This is a genomic window from Acinetobacter sp. UBA801, assembly GCA_002296655.1.
Taxonomy (GTDB): domain Bacteria; phylum Pseudomonadota; class Gammaproteobacteria; order Pseudomonadales; family Moraxellaceae; genus Acinetobacter.
On sequence record DBIN01000035.1, the window covers coordinates 1 to 19392 of the forward strand.

A 19392-nucleotide genomic window follows, 5' to 3' on the forward strand; every position below is an offset into this window, starting at 1 on the left:
TTCGGTTATTTATGGGAGGATTACCAATCCAACTCAAATAATCGAAGATACTTTATCTGGCGTCATCAGCGCTTGATTAATATATAACTTGATTAAGCGTTCTCGTGATCCAATGGCTTTTTGATAATGTGTGGAGTTAAGTAATAAGGACGCACCATAAGTTACAGTCCAAATATAAGATAGATAATCACGGATCGACATGGCACTGTTAAAGGACTCCAAATAAGCTTGTGTAATGTCTTTAATTTCTAAAATACGCTGTTCACGGATATCGTATAACTGTTCAAACAACTCATTTAGTTTACGTTCATTATTGGTTAAGCGTTCTTCAATTGAGTGCAGTAAAATCGTACGGTTGGAATTAAGCATGTTATACAGCATGTACTGAGAAACATAAGTTTGAAAATTATGGTGATATTGTTTGGAAATATCCAATAAACGCTGCTCATTTAAAATAATTAACTCTAAATACAGCTGATTTTTACTTTTGAAATATTTATAAATTGTGCCTTTGGCAATATCTAGCTCTGCAGCCAACTCACTTAATGTAATATCATTATGATTTTCCAGTAATAAAACCTCAGCCATTGCCAAAATTTTCTCTTTACGACGTCGGAAATTTTCTTGGCGTAGAGTCGTCATCAATCAATATTCCAAATACAACCAATTAAGCATGTTGGAGTCTAGTGCAGTTTGAGCAACTTGGAAATAGCACCAAGGTCCTGAGACCCAAGAAAGATGATGAGCTAAAACACTTTAAAATTTATGCAGGTATGATTATGTGAAAAATAGCGCAATCCTGAAGATAAATCGGTTGTCAATAAAACTAAACCAAATAGGTCATTTTAGTGAAATAAAATTGGATTCTATAGCGTTTTATTCTATTTTTCTGGAAGTGACAGTAAAAGTTAAACGCTAATCAACTGCGATATTTTAGCTATTTGCCTGAATATCAGTTGATCTTTTGATTTACATTAGACCTCTTGCGAAAGTATAGTTTTATCTAATTTTTGAATTGGCTAAAACCTTATAAAATATAGCTTTTGACTGCTTAAAATTTGACTAACGCAAGAAGTCTATTTAACGTGATTTACTTTGAAACCCACAGAGGGATGTTATTAAAAGCAAATTAAAGTGTGGTTTTTGCGTGAAGAACTTAAAAGACGGTAATAAGGGAATAAAAAATGATTGTCATTGTAGATGCTGTACGTACCGCAATGGGCGGCTTTCAAGGTTCACTGGCAAGTTGTACAGCACCCGACTTGGGCGCGGTTGCAATTCAACATGCGGTTGCACGTTCAGGTTTAAGTGTGACAGACATTGATGAAGTAATTTTTGGTTGTGTATTGCCTGCGGGTTTAAAGCAAGGCCCTGCACGTCAGGCGATGCGTCAGGCAGGTTTGCCCGATAGTACAGGTGCAACTACTATCAATAAAATTTGTGGCTCTGGAATGAAAGCCGTTATGCAGGCAGCCGATGCTATTCAGGCGGGTTCAGCGCAAATTGTGGTCGCTGGTGGTATGGAATCTATGTCGAATGCGCCGTATTTGCTAGATAAAGCACGTGCAGGTTTCCGTATGGGACACGGCAAAGTCACAGACCACATGTTTCAGGAAGGTTTAGAGGATGCTGAAACAGGCTTATCGATGGGTGTATTAGCGCAAGATATGGCAGACAAGAAAAACTATACCCGTGAGCAGCAGGATGAATACGCAATTCGCTCTTTAAATCGTGCGGTAGCAGCCATTCAAAACGGTTATTTTAAAAATGAAATCGTGCCTGTTACTGTTCATTCACGTAAAGGTGAGGTGATTGTCGATCAGGATGAACAACCGTTAAATGCTAAAATCGAAAAAATTAGCAGTTTGCGTCCCGCATTTAAAAAAGATGGCACAATTACAGCTGCCAATGCCAGCTCTATTTCAGATGGTGCATCTGCTCTGGTGATTACATCAGATGTAGTTGCTGCAGAGCGTGGCTTAAAACCGCTCGCAACAGTTGTAGCATACGCGACACATTCGCAACATCCTTCAGAGTTTACTCTTGCTCCTGTAGGTGCAATTCAAAAAGTGCTAGATAAAGCAGGATGGTCGGTTACAGATGTAGATTTATGGGAAATTAATGAAGCCTTTGCGATGGTGACTATGCTTGCGATAGATGCTTTTGATTTAGACCCTGCCAAAGTTAATATTCAGGGCGGAGCGTGTGCTTTGGGTCATCCTTTAGGTTCTTCAGGCTCACGTATTATTGTGACGCTCATTCATGCACTTAAACGAATTGGTGCGAAAAAAGGCGTGGCATCTTTATGTATTGGTGGTGGTGAAGCAACCGCAGTTGCTGTGGAGCTAATTTAAGCCCAGGTTGCCTAATGGTGGATTCATCTATAAAAAAAGAGCTCTCGAAAGAGCTCTTTTTTAACTTTTAACATTCAGGTTTATGCTTGGATAAATTGCTTCACCGCTTGGTTAAATTCGTTTGGCAATTCCACGTTAGAAATGTGCGATGCATTGATTTCAAACAATTGGCTATTGGCAATACGTTCAACCATAAATTGAGCATCGGCAACTGTTGTTATAGGGTCTTGCTGACCTGCAACCACTAAAACAGGCACAGTGATGTCTGTGAGTTGTTCACGTACATCCGCTTTAGCCAAAGCTTCGCAACAGCTCGCATAACCTTCGGCGCTGCCAGCTGCCAAGTCGTTTTGAAGATTATTGACCACTGTCGCGTTGCTTTGGATAAAGGGTTCAGTAAACCAGCGTGATGCTGCAGTCGAAGCAATCGGTTGTAAACCTTGTTCACGTACCAATGCGGCACGGTCATTCCAAGCCTGTTCTTGACCAATTTTTGCTGCAGTATTACACACCACCACCTGATTAAAACGTTCAGGACGATGAATCGCTAACCATTGACCTGTTAAACCCCCCATAGAAATACCACAGAATGTTGCTTTTTCAACATTCAAATGATCGAGTAGATTTACAACATCTTGGCCCAATTGATCAATGCTATATGGGCCTTGCGGCGCCGATGATGCACCGTGACCACGTGTGTCGTAGCAAATGACAAAAAAATCCTGCTGGAAAAAATCAATCTGTGCTTGCCACATTTTGAAGTTTGTACCAAGCGAGTTTGAAAAAATTAGTGCAGGTTTTGCAGCATCTCCAAAAGTTTGGTAGTTGATTTGCGCATCATTTGATGTAAATGTTGGCATTTTTTTTAAATCCTTAATCTTATACATCCATCTTAAATCCCCCTTTATGAGAGGGGGCTTTTAATGAGGATTAAACACGTTCAATCATCAAAGCAATACCTTGACCAACACCAATACACATTGAACATAAACCGTATTTACCGCCAGTTTGTTCAAGTTGGTTCAGTGCTGTTGTTACCAAACGCGCACCAGATGCACCGAGTGGGTGACCCAAAGCAATTGCACCACCATTAGGATTAACTTTCTCTGAGCCATCTTCGATGCCTAAGTCACGAGTACATGCTAAAGCTTGTGCAGCAAAGGCTTCGTTCAGCTCAATCACGTCCATTTGCTCAATGGTCAAACCTGTTTGTGCCAACAATTTTTTGATTGCAGGCGCAGGACCAAACCCCATAATACGTGGTTCAACACCAACAACAGTTGAAGCAATGATTTTGGCACGTGGTTTTAAGCCGTGTTGTGCAACAGCTTCTTCAGAAGCAATTAGTAGGGCAGCCGCACCATCGTTAATACCTGATGCATTACCTGCAGTCACTGTACCGTCTGCTTTTACCACGGGCTTTAATTTTGCCAATACTTCTGCTGTGGTTGATGCACGTGGATGTTCGTCTGCAGCAACAACGACAGGCTCACCTTTGCGTTGTGGAATTTCCACCGCAATAATTTCTTTGTCAAAGTAACCGCGTGCTTGTGCAGCAGCAGTACGTTGTTGGCTAGTCAAAGCAAATAAGTCTTGATCGGTACGGTTAATGTTGAACTGTTCCGCTACATTTTCAGCTGTTTGCGGCATCGTTTCTACGCCGTACATTTCTTTGAGTTTCGGGTTAATGAAACGCCAGCCCATTGTGGTGTCTTCAATTTTTTGACTGCGACCATAAGCAGATTCAGATTTACCCATCACAAATGGCGCACGGCTCATCGATTCAACACCGCCCGCAATAATCAGGTTTGCTTCACCTGCTTTAATTGCACGTGCAGCTATCGCAATTGCGTCTAGCGATGAACCACATAAACGGTTCACAGTGGTTGCAGGCACTTGATACGGTAAGCCTGCTAAAAGTGCAGACATGCGACCGACATTACGGTTATCTTCACCTGCTTGGTTGGCACAGCCGTAAATCACATCATCAACATGTTGCCAGTTTACAGATGGGTTGCGTTGCATAAGTGCTTTGATGGGCAGAGCGCCCAAGTCATCAGCTCGGACTGGAGCTAAACCACCTGCATAACGACCAAATGGGGTACGGATGGCATCGATAATATATGCGTTTTTCATTGTGTATTTGCTCACATATTTAAAAGAAGAAAACTCCTCCCTTTTTAAAGGGAGGTTGGGAGGGATTTAATGAAGTAGTTTTATTCCTCAAATCCTCCCTAAATCCCTGCTTTAATAAAGGAGGGACTTCCCCCTTAATTTGATTGAGTCGCATCAATCAGAGTTGCACCCGTCATCGATTGCAACTCTTCAAATGGCAGACCTTCAACTTTCTCAATGACTTTCATGCCTTCAGGAGTGACATCAATCACACATAAGTCAGTGTAAATGCGGTCTACACATTTTAAGCCTGTAGCAGGATAAGTCAGTTCAGCTACAATTTTAGCTTCGCCTTTTTTTGTGACGTGATCGGTTGTAATAAAGACTTTTTTCGCACCAACGGCCAAATCCATAGCACCACCAACCGCAGGAATCGCGTCAGGAGCGCCAGTATGCCAATTTGCCAAGTCGCCATTTTCAGCCACTTGGAAAGCACCCAATACTGCGATGTCTAAGTGACCGCCACGCATCATGGCAAATGAGTCACCGTGGTGGAAGAATGAACCGCCTGTAAGCATGGTTACGAACTCTTTACCGGCATTGATTAATTCAGGGTCTTCTTCACCTGCCGGAGGAGGTGGGCCGAATGCCAATACACCATTTTCAGAGTGTAAGAATACGTCTTTGTCTGAAGACAGGTAGTTTGAAATTTTAGTTGGTAAGCCAATGCCGAGGTTGACATAAGCACCGTCTGGAATGTCTTGTGCCACACGTTCAGCGATTTGGTCACGTGTTAATTTGGTATAGCTCATGATGTTCTCCTTCACGTGACAGTTATGTAGAAAGTTCAGGTTGTTTTGCGCCTACGGCAACAACGTGTTGAACGAAAATACCCGGAGTGATGATGTGTTCAGGGTCTAATGCACCCAACTCTACCACTTCAGAAACCTGTGCAATTGTCACATCGGCAGCCATCGCCATGATTGGTCCAAAGTTACGTGCAGATTTACGGTACACCAAGTTACCCCAACGGTCGCCTTGCTGTGCTTTAATTAAAGCAAAGTCTGCGCGGATTGGGTTTTCTAGTACGTAGTCTTTACCTTCATAATTTAAGGTTGGTTTGCCTTCTGCAAGTAAAGTACCAAAACCTGTAGGGGTATAGATTGGACCTAGACCCATACCTGCAGCTTGAATACGGCATGCCAAGTTACCTTGTGGCACAAGTTCAAGCTCGATTTTGCCTGTGCGGTAAAGTTCATCAAATACCCAAGAGTCAGACTGACGTGGGAATGAACAGATGATTTTACGTACCGCGCCAGCTTTTAATAGCTTCGCTAAACCGTAGTCACCATTACCTGCGTTGTTGTTTACAATAATTAAATCTTTGATGCCAAGTTCAATCAAACCATCAATGAGTTCCGCTGGCTGACCTGCGGTACCAAAACCACCAATCATGATGGTTGAACCATCTTTAATTTGCGAAAGGACTTCTGTTAAAGAAGTTTGACTTTTATCAATCATAATGTGTCCTAGACAATTGCCTGTCCATTAACTTTTGGAACTTTGAGTTGAAGGTATGGGGGCGGTTGAGCTGTTACGTTTGGTTAATACCCAATGTGCGATCAAACCAATACAGATACCCCAAAATACAGAACTTAGCCCTAAAAACTGCATACCAGAGGCAGTTGCTAAAAAGGTGATGAGGGCCGCATCACGCTGTGATTCTTTACTCATTGCCACTGAAATATTGGTGGCAATTGCACCCAAAAGTGCAAGTCCAGCCAAAGCTGCAATCAGTTCTTTAGGCAATAAACTAAATAGCATGACAATACTGCTGGCAAATAAGCCGCCTAAAATATAAAAAAGCCCATTCGCCACGCCGGCGATATAACGCTTTTCTTTCAGTTCGTGCGCATCTTTACCTAAGCATAATGCGGCGGTAATAGAGGCAAGTACAATGGTAATTCCTCCCACACATGCAACGGCAAGAGAAGCGATACTGGTTGCGCTAATAATAGGCTTAGCAGGCATGTCATAGCCGCTAATTTTAATAATTGCCATACCTGGTAAAAACTGTCCAGACAAGCTGACTAAAATTAAAGGTAATGCCAAGTTTAAGGTTGAATTCCACGTCCATTCAGGAGCAATAAACTGTGGAATTGCTAAACTAAAATTGGTGGTGATTGGGTTAATTTGACCGAGCATTAAGCTCAGTATAATTCCTGCAGCAAGCACCCAAATCATGGCATAACGTGGACTAAAACGCTTTGCCAATAAAAATACCGCCAGCATCCCAAATACAATGTATGGCAGAGTATTGGTTGCAGTAAATAGGCCTAAACCAAATTGAACCAAGATACCCGCCATCATGCCTGCTGCGACTTCTTGCGGAATCCAAGACAACAGCTTGTCAAAATATCCTGTGATTCCAATCAAAAAAATCACCACAGCAGAGGTGATGTAGGCTGCAACTGCTTCATTCAAAGAAATATCTGGAAACAGTGTGACCAGCAATGCGGTACCGGGTGCTGACCAAGCGGTAACCACAGGCACTTTGTATTTAATGGATAAAAAGATACCTGCGACAGCAGCACCAATAGAAATTCCCCAAATCCATGAAATCATCATGTTTGGGGAAACGTGGGCTTGTTGTGCTGCTTGGAAAAAGATGATCAATGGCCCTGAATAGGAGATCAGCACTGCTAAGAATCCTGCAACAGTAGCCGAAATTGACCAGTCATTTTTTAAAGTTTGGAACAGATGACTCATTGACGATTTGCCTCCTTGCGTCATGCAATGATCCTGTTGAAGTTGGTCATGATCTTGGCTTAGCCCTGATCACCACCACCTACAGGTACAACAGTGCCTGTCATGTAGGATGATTCATCAGAAGCAAGGAATAGAATCGCATTCACTTGTTCCTGAATGGTGCCATAACGCCCTAAGAAGGTGCGATCAATGGTTTGATCGACCACTTGTTGCATCCATGCTTTTTCATTTTCAGACAATGGATTGGTATTGCGAGGCACTTTACGTGGTGGTGCTGCTGTACCGCCAGTTGCAATGGCATTGACACGAATACCATCTTTTGCGTGTTCAAAGGCGAGGGAAGCAGTTAAAGCGTTCACACCCCCTTTAGACGCCGAATATGGCACGCGGTGAATACCACGAGTTGCAATAGAAGATACGTTTACAATGGTACCTTTTTGATTTTCAATCATTTCTGGAAGCACTGCACGGCAGCACCACATAGTCGGAAATAATGAACGGTTCACTTCCTTAATGATTTCTTCTTCAGAAAATTCTTCAAAAGGTTTCATCCAAATTGCACCACCTACGTTGTTAATGAGCACATCAACACGACCATAAGTTTCAAGTGCTTTAGCAACCACAGATTCTGCACCTGCAAAAGTTTCAAGGTTGGCTTTTACGGTTACCGCATCGCCACCGTGCTCTTCAATTTCAGCCAACACTTCTTCTACATAGGGAGAGAGGTCAGCCATAACCACTTGAGCACCTTCACTCGCCACTTGTAAAGCCACACCGCGACCAATGCCTTGAGCGGCACCAGTCACGATTACTACTTTGTTTTCAAATCTTTTTGTACGGTCCATTTGATGCTCCAACAGGGGTCAACTTAGTTCGCTGAAAATTTTTCGAACAGGAAGTTTGCCGGTTTAACACCTTCTGTATCTAGCCAACCACGAACCGCTTCTACCATTGGGACAGGACCACACAGGTAAATATCAACATCTCCGCCATTCAGCCATTCATTTTCGATATGACCTGTCACATAACCCTTACGCTCATGTGCAGATTCTGGATTAGCCACGACAGTGCGATACTCGAACCAAGAAAATTGGTCTTGAAGTTCGTTTAATTTTTCAATCGCCACCAAGTCAAAGTCATTGGTTACACCAAATACTAAACGTACTGGATGTTCTGAACCTTTTTCTTCAAGCACTTGTAGCATAGACATGAATGGTGCAATACCTGTACCGCCTGCCAACATCACCACTGGACGTGCTACATTACGCAAGTAGAAGCTACCAAATGGGCCAGTAAAAGTCATTTTGTCGCCCGCTTTGGCATTTTGGCTTAAGAATTCGCTCATTTTGCCGTTTGGTACGTTACGTACCACAAAACTGGTTAAGTGGTTGCCAGGCTTAGAGCTAAAAGAATAAGAACGGGTTTCTAAGGTACCAGGAATACCGACATTCACATATTGACCTGCAAGGAAGTGAATGTCTGGTTGACCTTCATTTAACTGAATGTCAAAAGTAATGGTCGAGTCAGATAGGTTTTCTACACGAGCCAAAGTACCTTCAAATGCATGAATTTCGGTTTTACATACATCAGAAGTTGCTTGAATTTGGAATACTGCGTCAGAAGTTGGTTTACATTGGCATGCAAGAATGTAGCCTTGTTCAGCTTCTTCAGGTGTTAATGCATCTTCAATATAAGTTTCTTCAGGCATGTCATACGAACCTGATTCACAAAACGCCCGGCACGTTCCACATGCACCGTCACGGCAGTCCAAAGGAATATTGATCTTTTGACGGTAAGCTGCGTCTGACAGTGTTTCACCATCTGTAACAGAAATAAAACGTGTAACGCCATCCTCAAATTGAAGTGCAACATTGTGGTTTGACATGGCTGAATATCCTATATAAATCTTTAAAACTTGACCTTTCAGCCAAGATTCCATCTGGCTGAAAGGTTTTAACCTTGCTGTAAATGAATACAGACTTAGAGGTGGTAGATATCGATTACTTGGTTGATGTAATCGTTTTTCAGCACCACGTACTTGCTTAAAATTTGTGGTTTGTCACCAGAAAAGTCGATTTCGTAGCGTGACATACCAAAGTAGCTGTAGTTAGTTTTGTAACGGAAACTCAAGGTGTTCCAGTTAAAACGTACCGTGACTTTATCGCCATCACGTTCAACAATTTCAATGTTGTTGATGTTATGGCTGGTACGTGTGTCTGGCATGGTTGCAGACGAACGTTCAGTTTTGATACGGAACACACGATCTTCTAAACCTTGACGGTCTGGATAGTAAATCAAAGAAATTTCGGACTGTGGATCTTCAGTTAAAGTGTCATTGTCATCCCATGCAGGCATCCAAAAAGATGCAGTAGGGGCATAGCACTGTAGCCAGTCATCCCATTGCTCATCGTCTAAAAAGCGAGCTTCTTGATAAAGGAATTGAGCAATATTTTCTAAAGTAATCGCGCTCATGCGTTTTCTCCTTCAGTAGATGCAGCAATTTCTTTTTCAGTTGCAATACCTTTTTTGATGAGTTCTAACCAGTATTGGTGTTGAGCAAGGTATAAGCCTTCGTCTTCAGTTTTAATACCAGACAATTTTGGTTTTAAGCCAATTTCGTTGGCTGCATCGTCTGGACCTTGGATCCAATGCTTAGAACCACGGCACATATCGTTCCACTCAAGTGCGATACCTGCGTAGCCTGCTTGACATGCACGGAATTCTTCAAGATCATCTGGTGTAGCCATACCTGATGCGTTAAAGAAGTCTTCGTACTGACGAATACGGCGTGTGCGCGCTTCTGGCTCTTCACCGACAGGACCGATACAGTAAATCGTCACTTCAGTTTTATCGACAGATAGGGGACGTAACACACGGATTTGTGAACCGAACTGATCCATGAAGTAAACGTTTGGATAGATACACAGGTTACGTGAACGCTCGATCATCCATTTTGCCATCGCTTCGCCGTATTTCTCGGTGTATTCGTCTTTCTTGGTAAAGTTAGGACGGTCTTCTGGGTTTGCCCATTGCGTCCAAAGGAGCATGTGACCATTTTCAAAGCCATAAGAACCACCGCCTTGTTTGCCCCATGAACCTGCGCTCATTGCACGGATGTTATCGCCAGCTTCTTTTTCTTTACGTTGCTGAGTTGTTGCAGCGTAGTTCCAGTGTACGGCAGAGACGTGATAACCATCGGCACCATTTTCGGCAGTTAACTTCCAATTACCTTCATAAGTGTAAGTCGAAGAACCACGTAAAACTTCCAGACCATGTTCTGACTGACCTACGATCATATCAATAATCTTGGTTGCTTCGCCTAGGTATTCTTCTAATGAAGGAACATCTGGGTTTAAGCTACCAAATAAGAAACCTTTATAGCTTTCAAAGCGGGCAACTTTTTTCAAGTCGTGTGAACCGTCTTTGTTAAAGCAATCTGAATAACCTGCATCTGCTGGGTCTTTTACTTTTAACAACTTACCAGAGTTGTTGAAAGTCCAACCGTGGAATGGGCAAGTATAAGTTGCTTTGTTACCACGCTTGTAACGACATAACTGTGCACCACGGTGTGAGCATGCATTGATCATGGCATTCAATTCTCCATTGCGGTTACGCGCAATGATGATTGGCTGACGACCAATGTAAGTGGTGTAGTAGTCATTGTTGTTTGGAATTTGGCTTTCATGTGCCAAATAAACCCAGTTGCCTTCAAAAATGTATTTCATTTCTAGGTCAAACAAGGCTTGGTCAGTGAATACTGAACGGTGCAGTTTAAACTCACCAGATTCAAAATCATCGACTAGTAATTCATCAATTCGGTCTAAATGGCTGGTGTTAATTACAGGAATACGAGGCATATCCTTTCTCCGGCTGTCCAAGGAGGGGCAGTCAATCGGGAGGTGCCTGATTTCAGATTCAAGAAACATCCCGCTTTCCTTTTTGGAATTAAGCGCTTGCGCGACGACGTTCAACTTCAGTGCTAGGCGCGTTTTCTTTCTCTTTCACAAGTTCAATATCGAACTGGATGTGTTTGAAAGGACCCTTCAGGCCACGGCGTGCAATTTCAGCTTCATCAGTTACGTCAACAGCGGTTGCAACTAGGCCTTCACGTGTAGCGAATGCAAAGTCATCCCACAGATATTTGTCACCTTCAATGTTGAATTGAGTCGTCAGTTTGCGGTAACCCGGTGCAGATACGAAATAGTGCACATGAGATGGGCGGTTACCATGACGGCCTAATTTGTCCAGTACGAACTGAGTAGTCCCTTCTGGTGGGCAACCATAACCAACTGGCATTGTAGTCAGTGCCACATATTTTCCATCTTGGTCACTGAAAATAGAGCGACGCAGGTTGAAGTCAGACTGTGACTTATCAAAGAATGAGTAGTTACCCAAGCTGTTGGCGTGCCAAACTTCAACTTTAGCGCCTTCAATAATATTGCCTTCGGTATCAGTTACAGTACCTTCGATGATCAGCGTCGGGATTTTACCTTCTTCAGAACCATCATCCATACGTGCAAAGCCAACTGATTCAGGTGCGCCTGCTACATAAAGTGGGCCTTCAATGGTACGTGGTGTACCACCTGTGATGCCTGCTTTAGCATCAGCTTCATCTGCACGCAAGTCTAGGAAGTGCTCTAAACCCAAGCCTGCAGCTAATAGACCTAGCTCATTTGCTTGGCCCGCATCTGTAAAGTATTCCAGACCTTTCCAAAGCTCAGTTTGAGAAATATCAAGATCTTCAATCGCCTGGAACAGGTCACCTAACAAGCGCACAACAATCTGTTGTACACGCTCATCTACCGGACCAGTCGCAGTATCGACGTTCATTTTCTTTACTAACGCATCAATTTCTTGGCGGTTCATACTATTGCTCCTTAAAGTATGTTTTTCATATTTTAGTGGCGCATCTTTAGCTTTATCGGCTGGCTAAATTTGGCTGGCCACAATCCTTGTTGCAGTACTCTCTGTTTGTTTTTTTGGAAGGGGAATCTTTTGATTCCTGATCCGGTACTTAATTAACTGTCATCATCTCGAACTGAAGATGGATGACGGTTTAATGGCATCACTTCAATATTCATGTAAGTGTAGAGCGGAAGACCTTGTAAAATGTTGTGAAGTTCTTCGTTGCTCTCGACATCAAAAATACTGATGTTTGAATACTGGCCAGTAATACGCCAAATATGACGCCATTTACCTTGACGCTGTAATTCCTGTGAATATGCTTTTTCAACGGCTTTAATTTCGTTAGCAGTTTCTGCAGGCATATCCAAAGGAATGTTTACATCCATACGTACGTGGAAAAGCATGGGTTTCTCCTAATTACTGACGACGCAAGTTGTCAATTTTGTCTTCATCCAACTCAATGCCTAAACCCGCACCTGTTGGTAGGTGTAACTCAAAGTCTTGGTACTGAAGTGGCGTTTTTAAAATTTCTTCGGTCAGTAATAACGGACCAAATAATTCTGTGCCATACGCTAAATTCTGGAAGGTCGAGAACACATGCGCAGATGCAATCGTGCCTACAGGACCTTCAAGCATGGTGCCGCCATAAAGGTCGATGCCTGCCAATTGTGCAATTGTTGCTACTTCACAGCCTTCAATCAGACCAGCAGATTGGGCAACTTTCACTGCAAACACAGATGCAGCATGACGTTTTGCCAATTGATAAGCAGTTTGTGGGCCCATCAATGATTCATCTGCCATGATGGCAATATCAAATTTGCGCGTTAAACGCTGCATGGCATCAATGTTGTCAATTGCGCATGGTTGTTCAATTAAGTCGACACCGCCATCTTGTAAAAGCTGGATGCCTTTAATTGCTTCAAGCTCTGACCAAGCACGGTTTACGTCTACACGAATAGAAACGTCTTTGCCTAATGCTTTTTTGATTGCCAGAACGTGTTCAACATCTTGCTCTACTGGGCGTGAACCGATTTTGAGCTTGAATGTGTTGTGACGTTTACTCGCAATCATTTTTTGTGCTTCTGCAATGTCTTTTTCTGTATCGCCAGATGCAAGTACCCATAAAACAGGAACCGAGTTGCGTAGGCGACCACCTAAAATTTCACTTAAAGGTTGGTTTAAGCGTTGTGCTTTGATATCTAACAATGCAGTTTGAATGGCACACTTCGCGAAACGGTTACCATTGATATTCTTTTTAATGATCTGTAGAGTTTGCGCAACATTCAAGCCAGCTAAAGTTTTTAGCAATGGTGCGAAATATTTTTCGATATTGGTTTTTACGCTTTCTGGGCTTTCTTCACCATAGCCCAAGCCACCAATCGTGGTTGCTTCGCCCCAGCCAACAAAACCATCTTCAGTGGTGATTTTGACTAATACCAGAGTTTGGGTTTGCATGGTTGCAACCGCCATCTTGTGTGGACGGATGGTTGGTATTTCCAGCAGCAAAGTTTCTACTGACTTATACATGGTTTGCCCTTCATGTCATTGCTTTATTACATCTTGTGATATACCTTAAAAGAATAAATTAAATTGGTCTAAGATCAAATTTGCATTTTTTTATACTTTAAAGGTATATTTAGCCATGGAACTCAGACATTTACGTTATTTTGTTGCTGTTGTAGAAGAGCAAAGTTTCACCAAGGCAGCAGAAAAACTCTTTATTGCTCAACCACCTTTGAGCAGACAGATCCAAAATTTAGAACAAGAGCTTGGAATTCAACTATTCGAGCGTGGAAGCAGACCGCTTAAGACCACCGAGGCAGGGCAATTCTTTTATCAACATGCCGTTAAACTTTTGTCTAATGCGGAAGAAATTAAGTCGATGACAAAACGTGTCGGTATTGCTGACCGTACCGTGACGATTGGCTTCGTTGGTTCTTTATTGTTCGGATTATTATCAAGAATTGTGTATTTGTTTAAGCAGCAGCATCCGCATTTAAAAATAGAAATGGTGGAAATGACCACCAATGACCAAATTCAAGCACTTAAAGAAGGGCGTATAGATGTTGGTTTTGGACGTTTAAGAATTTCTGATCCTGCAGTTAAACGTATTTTATTACGTGAAGAACGCTTGATGGTTGCAGTCCATTCTAGCCACCCGTTTGCGGCACAAAAAGAAGGTGTGTTTTTGGCAGATGTTGTTGATCAACAACTATTTTCATATCCAAACCACAATAAGCCAAATTTCTCTACACAAATTCGTAGCGTGTTTTCTGAGCATGGTTTAGAGCCTCGAAAAATTCGTGAAGTGCGTGAATTACAATTGGCATTGGGTTTTGTTGCTGCAGGTGAAGGCGTGTGTATCGTCCCAGAAAGCGCTCAAAATATTCATTTGGCACATTTACACTTTATACCTTTATTAGATAATTCGGCTGTAAGTCCTATATTTATGGCAATTCGTAATATGGATGAAAGTGAAGATATTCGATCTTTGTTTGACTGCATTTATCAAGTCTATGATTTGGAAGCAGTCACTTATGATCGCAATGCATTCTAATGAAATTATATAAAACAAATACTTACAACTATATTTTTTTATATAAAAGCACAGATATTTTCAACAAAATACTGTTATGTGAATTGCATGAAAAAACTTTTTTAAGCATCACATCACAGTATTTTTTTTAGTCTTATTATTTTTATTTATTTAAAATCAATATTTTGTAATGCTTTAGACTTTTTGGGTATGTATCCATGCCTATTCAGTTTTGGACAAATTTTAACTTATTATTCATTGTGTGCATCTGAGTTGGAGTAACGGACTTCACAATTAGGAGGTGAAGCAAGATGCAAAGCAATAAAATTAATATTAATACCTTGATTGACGAGGCCAAGTTCACGCCATTCCATTGGGGCGTTTTGTTTTGGTGTTTGATGATCATTATTTTTGACGGTTACGATTTGGTCATTTATGGAGTTGCATTACCACTACTTATGCAAGAGTGGGCGCTCAGTGCGGTTCAAGCCGGTTTACTGGCCAGTACAGCATTATTTGGCATGATGTTTGGTGCCATGACCTTTGGTACGCTTTCGGACAAGTTGGGCCGAAAAAAAACCATTATGATCTGTGTGGCTATTTTTAGTGGTTTTACCTTCCTTGGCGCATTTGCAACTAACCCTGTTGAATTTGGTATTTTACGTTTCTTAGCAGGCTTGGGTATTGGTGGTGTAATGCCAAACGTGGTGGCATTAATGACTGAATATGCGCCAAAGCGTATTCGCAGTACCTTGGTTGCGCTCATGTTTAGTGGTTATGCAATTGGCGGTATGACGTCTGCACTATTGGGAGCATGGTTAGTGCCGCAATTTGGCTGGAAAATCATGTTCTACATCGCGATTATTCCTTTGGTAGCTTTACCGCTCATTTGGAAATTCTTGCCTGAGTCACTCATGTATTTGACCAACAAGAAAGAAATTGAGCAAACCCGCACTATAGTTCAAAAAATTTCACCAAGCCAACAATTAAATGGTGACACTGAGTTTGTACTGAATGAGGTGACTAAAGGCGATGAAGCACCTGTAAAAGCATTGTTTCAGCAAGGCCGTATGTTCAGCACTTTCATGTTCTGGATCGCATTTTTCATGTGCTTGTTGATGGTGTATGCATTGGGCAGTTGGTTACCAAAATTAATGATCCAAGCGGGTTACTCACTTGGTGCAAGTATGATCTTCTTATTCGCCTTGAACATTGGCGGCATGATTGGTGCGATTGGTGGGGGTGCATTGGCTGACCGCTTCCATATCAAAAAAGTAGTGACCATTATGTTTATCTGTGGTGCAGCAGCATTAATCCTGCTTGGCTTTAACAGTCCACAAATTGTGTTGTATACCTTAATTGCAGTTGCAGGTGCAGCAACCATTGGTTCACAAATCTTGCTTTATACTTTTGTCGCACAATATTACCCATCTACTGTTCGTTCTACAGGTATGGGCTGGGCATCAGGTATTGGTCGAATCGGTGCAATCGTTGGGCCAGTATTAACAGGTGCACTGTTAACCATGAATTTACCGCACCAAATGAACTTCTTTGCTATTGCGATTCCAGGTGTAATTGCTGCTTTAGCGATCTTCATGGTGAATTTAAAAGCTTCAGTAGATGCCAAAGCCCTTGCAGAGCCTGCGGTAGAAAGCAATCCAATTGCACAAAAAGCAACCCAATAATTTCTATACCTTTCAATTAATCTTTCGTCATCAATGATATAGATCGCCATCGTAAGCGATGGTGATCTGTTGCTAGAATTTGATGGCACAATAACAAGCGAGTTTAGGATGAACGCGAAAACATTAACCCAATCTTTTAATTTTCAATCTACAACGGTTCGACCAACAATGCAGCGCACGCTCATGATGAGCATGATTGCATTGAGTATGGGCGGTATGAGTGTTGCAGCTCAGGCGCAGACCCAACAGCAAACGGAAATTGAGCAACTTAGACAGGAAGTTCAAGCTTTACGTGGTTTGATTGAGCAGCAAAAAGTGCAAAATGCACAAACCGCAACGGCAATTGCCAATGTGCAACGTACTGCAGCAATGCCAGTTGCTAATCCTGTGTTAAAAACTGCCAAAGGTGCCGAATTTAATCTATATGGTAACGTGCGTTTAGATGCGTCTTATCAGGTTGAAGGTGGTGCTAAAGACATGCCATATAACCAAATTAACGGCGTACCACTTGAAGGCAATAATGAACAAAGTGATCGTTTAAGATCGACACTTTCTGCAACCCGTTTAGGTTTAGACTTTAAAAGCCCAGTGGGTGAGCAAGACATAAAAGGTAAAATTGAAGTTGACTTCTTAGGTGGAGCAAACCTTGATAACTTACGTATTCGCCATGCTTATTTGAACTACGGCAGTTGGTTAATTGGTCAAACTTGGTCAAACTTTGCGATTCCAGACTATATGCCAGAAACCATTGATGCTTTGGCATTTGTAGGTGGTGCGGTGAAACGTACACCTCAAGTACGTTATACAACCAAGTTTAGCCCACAAACCAATTTAGTGGTTGCAGCTGAAGAGCCTAAAGACAGTTCAATCAGCCAGCGTTTACCTGCATTAACTGCGCGTTTAAATCATCAATTTGCAGATAATTTAAATGTCAGCGTACGTGCGATGGGACATGAAAAACGTGTTAATTCTGAAGAGGAAATGGCATGGGGCGTGGGTGTAGGTGCAAAATATGAAGTTGTCCCTGGTACAACCCTTAAAGCAGATTATTACCATGTTAAAGGTGATAGCAGCTTTGTGTCATTTACAAACAAAGGTGTAGTTGCTCAGGCAGATGGTAGTCTTCTTCAAAGCGAGTTTGATTCAATCATGGTCGGTATTACTCAAAAATTTAGTGACAAAGTGCACGGTACTTTGGGTTATGGTTATATGAGTTTTGACAAAGACCCTGACTACATTGCAGCTACAGCAGATAAAAGCACGATCAATAAAAACTTATGGCAAGCTTGGGCAAACCTATTCTATAGCCCTCGTAAACCGTTAAGCTTTGGTCTTGAATATGTTTATGGTGAGCGTGAAGCATTTGGTCCTGCTTTAGATAAAGATACTAAGCAACCAATTAGTGGTCGTACAGGTGAAGATAACCGAATCAATGCAGTCGCAATTTATAACTTCTAAAATTGTCCTATAAACCAAAAAAGAGCTGAGCCAAAACTCAGCTCTTTTTTATTGTCGGGTGATTGGCTGAGTAATTTTGTGTTTGTATGTGTTGAGTGATGTGCTGCTGAATCACCTGTACAAGTACAGTAACCGCATGTTCAATCTCTGCTGTCCAAGCAAAAGAGCAGTTTAAACGAATAAAGTTCTGGCTGACCTGTTCAGAACGGAACAACTGACTAGGCGCAATGCCAATCTTTTTTTGAATCAATTGCTCATAAATTGTATAACCATCTATATATGCAGGCAGTTCAATCCATAAAAAGTAACCACTAGAATAGTAGTGAATTTTGCAGGCTGGGTTTAAGCGCTGTTTCAACTGCTGATAAAACACTTTTTTATGTTTTTCCAGTTGTTTGCGTAATTGACGCAAATGTTTTTCATAATGATGGTGTGAAAGAAAATCGACCAAAGTATTTTGCAGTAATGGGCTTGCCGAAACCGTACTCATGAGCTGTAAATGCTGAATAGCATTGGAAAATTGTCCTGCATAAACCCAACCAACGCGCACAGCAGAACCCAAAGTTTTAGAAAAAGAAGCGCAGTGCAGTACGCGTTGTTGTCGGTCAAAATACTTCATGGGTAACGGTTTTTGCGTCCCGTAATACAATTCTTGATAGACATCATCCTCAATTAAATACACTTGATATTCTTTAAGCAAACTGGCAATACGTTGCTTAATTTCATCTCTGACACTAAAGCCAATGGGGTTATGAATATTCAACATCAACCAGCAGACTTTAATCGGGTATTGTTTTAGGGCTTGTTCAAATGACTCTAAATCGAAACCCGAAACAGGGTGTTCTGGAATGGTAATCACCTGTAAACCAAGACGTTCAGCTGCTTGCCATGCACCATAGAAAATAGTTTCTTGTAATAAAATAAAATCTCCGGGTTTGGTCAACGCTTGTAATGATAAATTGAGCGCATCTAATGCGCCTGATGTAATGACAATATCATTTGCATGGGTGGGTATGCCTTGCAAACAGTAGCGATTTGCAAGGATAGTTCTTAATTCATAATTGCCCGGTGGCATATGGTCATTGCTCAAATAACTGCTTTTTCGCTTGGCATGCTGCGCTATAATTTGCATGAACTTGGGGTTAAACAGCAATTCTGCATTGGGGAAGGCAGAACCCAAAGGGCTGACATCTGCAGATTGAATTGATTTTAAATAACCAAACACCAAAGAGTTCATTTGGATATGTGCATTTAAACTCAAACTGCTTGGTACAGGTCTCTCAGTTTGATTGAGCCGCTCTGCGACATAAAAGCCTGACTTTTGTTTGGCGTATACCAATCCCTGCGCTTCAAGTTCTTGATAAGCATTTAGCACGGTCATTAAGCTATAACCACTGATTTGTGATTGTTCTCTTAACGAAGGCAACTTGCTATGTGCTTTCCATGCACCATTTTCAATAAGTTGCCTAATGTTTAACGCCAATTGTTCAGATTTATACATGGTACGACTCAAGCATTTTTTGCAGCTGTTAATTATTTTGATCTATTTTTGGATTTAAAGCATTAAATA

The 19392-nt window shown here is 41.8% G+C and carries 18 protein-coding genes; 4 read left to right on the forward strand and 14 right to left on the reverse strand.

Features of this window, described 5'->3' with window-relative positions:
• Positions 1-33 precede the first annotated feature (33 nt).
• On the reverse strand, positions 34-642 hold the full coding sequence (locus B2W49_RS06935; RefSeq protein WP_291337688.1) for a TetR/AcrR family transcriptional regulator: 609 nt from the start codon (positions 640-642) through the stop codon (positions 34-36).
• Between the two features lie 542 nt (positions 643-1184).
• Between B2W49_RS06935 and B2W49_RS06940 the strand changes: the two genes are divergently transcribed.
• On the forward strand, positions 1185-2354 hold the full coding sequence (locus tag B2W49_RS06940; RefSeq protein ID WP_291337690.1) for a thiolase family protein: 1170 nt from the start codon (positions 1185-1187) through the stop codon (positions 2352-2354).
• An 80-nt stretch (positions 2355-2434) separates the two neighbouring features.
• Here B2W49_RS06940 and pcaD read toward each other — a convergent pair whose 3' ends face one another.
• The 12 genes from pcaD to B2W49_RS07000 all read right to left on the reverse strand — a co-directional run bounded on the left by pcaD (position 2435) and on the right by B2W49_RS07000 (position 13670).
• Positions 2435-3214, reverse strand: coding sequence for a 3-oxoadipate enol-lactonase (pcaD, locus tag B2W49_RS06945; protein ID WP_291337693.1), 780 nt, complete (start codon positions 3212-3214; stop codon positions 2435-2437).
• A 70-nt stretch (positions 3215-3284) separates the two neighbouring features.
• Entirely contained in the window at positions 3285-4490 is a 1206-nt protein-coding gene (gene pcaF / locus B2W49_RS06950) for a 3-oxoadipyl-CoA thiolase (RefSeq protein ID WP_291337695.1), read from the reverse strand.
• Positions 4491-4624: 134 nt separating this feature from the next.
• Complete coding sequence (locus B2W49_RS06955; RefSeq protein ID WP_291337697.1) at positions 4625-5281, reverse strand: 3-oxoacid CoA-transferase subunit B; 657 nt, start codon at positions 5279-5281, stop codon at positions 4625-4627.
• A 22-nt stretch (positions 5282-5303) separates the two neighbouring features.
• A complete protein-coding gene (locus B2W49_RS06960; protein WP_291337699.1) occupies positions 5304-5990 on the reverse strand; it encodes a 3-oxoacid CoA-transferase subunit A in 687 nt (228 codons plus the stop codon).
• A gap of 27 nt (positions 5991-6017) precedes the next feature.
• The gene (gene benE, locus B2W49_RS06965) at positions 6018-7238 is read right to left on the reverse strand and encodes a benzoate/H(+) symporter BenE (protein WP_291337764.1); all 1221 of its coding nucleotides are present in this window, start codon (positions 7236-7238) and stop codon (positions 6018-6020) included.
• Positions 7239-7297: 59 nt separating this feature from the next.
• Entirely contained in the window at positions 7298-8083 is a 786-nt protein-coding gene (gene benD, locus B2W49_RS06970; protein ID WP_291337701.1) for a benzoate diol dehydrogenase BenD, read from the reverse strand.
• A gap of 23 nt (positions 8084-8106) precedes the next feature.
• Positions 8107-9123, reverse strand: coding sequence for a benzoate 1,2-dioxygenase electron transfer component BenC (benC, locus tag B2W49_RS06975; protein ID WP_291337703.1), 1017 nt, complete (start codon positions 9121-9123; stop codon positions 8107-8109).
• 95 nt (positions 9124-9218) lie between these two features.
• Positions 9219-9710: a benzoate 1,2-dioxygenase small subunit gene (benB, locus tag B2W49_RS06980; protein WP_291337705.1), complete on the reverse strand. Its 492-nt coding sequence runs from the start codon at positions 9708-9710 to the stop codon at positions 9219-9221.
• The gene (gene benA / locus B2W49_RS06985) at positions 9707-11095 is read right to left on the reverse strand and encodes a benzoate 1,2-dioxygenase large subunit (RefSeq protein WP_291337707.1); all 1389 of its coding nucleotides are present in this window, start codon (positions 11093-11095) and stop codon (positions 9707-9709) included. The genes benB and benA overlap by 4 nt, the downstream gene beginning before the upstream one ends.
• Before the next feature lie 88 nt (positions 11096-11183).
• Complete coding sequence (gene catA, locus B2W49_RS06990; RefSeq protein WP_291337709.1) at positions 11184-12104, reverse strand: catechol 1,2-dioxygenase; 921 nt, start codon at positions 12102-12104, stop codon at positions 11184-11186.
• Between the two features lie 152 nt (positions 12105-12256).
• The gene (gene catC, locus B2W49_RS06995; protein WP_291337712.1) at positions 12257-12547 is read right to left on the reverse strand and encodes a muconolactone Delta-isomerase; all 291 of its coding nucleotides are present in this window, start codon (positions 12545-12547) and stop codon (positions 12257-12259) included.
• 13 nt (positions 12548-12560) lie between these two features.
• A complete protein-coding gene (locus tag B2W49_RS07000) occupies positions 12561-13670 on the reverse strand; it encodes a muconate/chloromuconate family cycloisomerase (RefSeq protein ID WP_291337714.1) in 1110 nt (369 codons plus the stop codon).
• Between the two features lie 115 nt (positions 13671-13785).
• Between B2W49_RS07000 and B2W49_RS07005 the strand changes: the two genes are divergently transcribed.
• The 3 genes from B2W49_RS07005 to B2W49_RS07015 all read left to right on the forward strand — a co-directional run bounded on the left by B2W49_RS07005 (position 13786) and on the right by B2W49_RS07015 (position 17822).
• Positions 13786-14700: a LysR family transcriptional regulator gene (locus tag B2W49_RS07005; RefSeq protein WP_291337716.1), complete on the forward strand. Its 915-nt coding sequence runs from the start codon at positions 13786-13788 to the stop codon at positions 14698-14700.
• A 290-nt stretch (positions 14701-14990) separates the two neighbouring features.
• Complete coding sequence (locus tag B2W49_RS07010) at positions 14991-16364, forward strand: MFS transporter (RefSeq protein WP_291337717.1); 1374 nt, start codon at positions 14991-14993, stop codon at positions 16362-16364.
• Positions 16365-16472: 108 nt separating this feature from the next.
• Positions 16473-17822, forward strand: coding sequence for a DcaP family trimeric outer membrane transporter (locus B2W49_RS07015; RefSeq protein ID WP_291337719.1), 1350 nt, complete (start codon positions 16473-16475; stop codon positions 17820-17822).
• A 37-nt stretch (positions 17823-17859) separates the two neighbouring features.
• Here the strand turns inward: B2W49_RS07015 and B2W49_RS07020 are convergent, their stop codons facing one another.
• On the reverse strand, positions 17860-19323 hold the full coding sequence (locus tag B2W49_RS07020; RefSeq protein ID WP_291337722.1) for a PLP-dependent aminotransferase family protein: 1464 nt from the start codon (positions 19321-19323) through the stop codon (positions 17860-17862).
• Between the last annotated feature and the right edge of the window lie 69 nt (positions 19324-19392).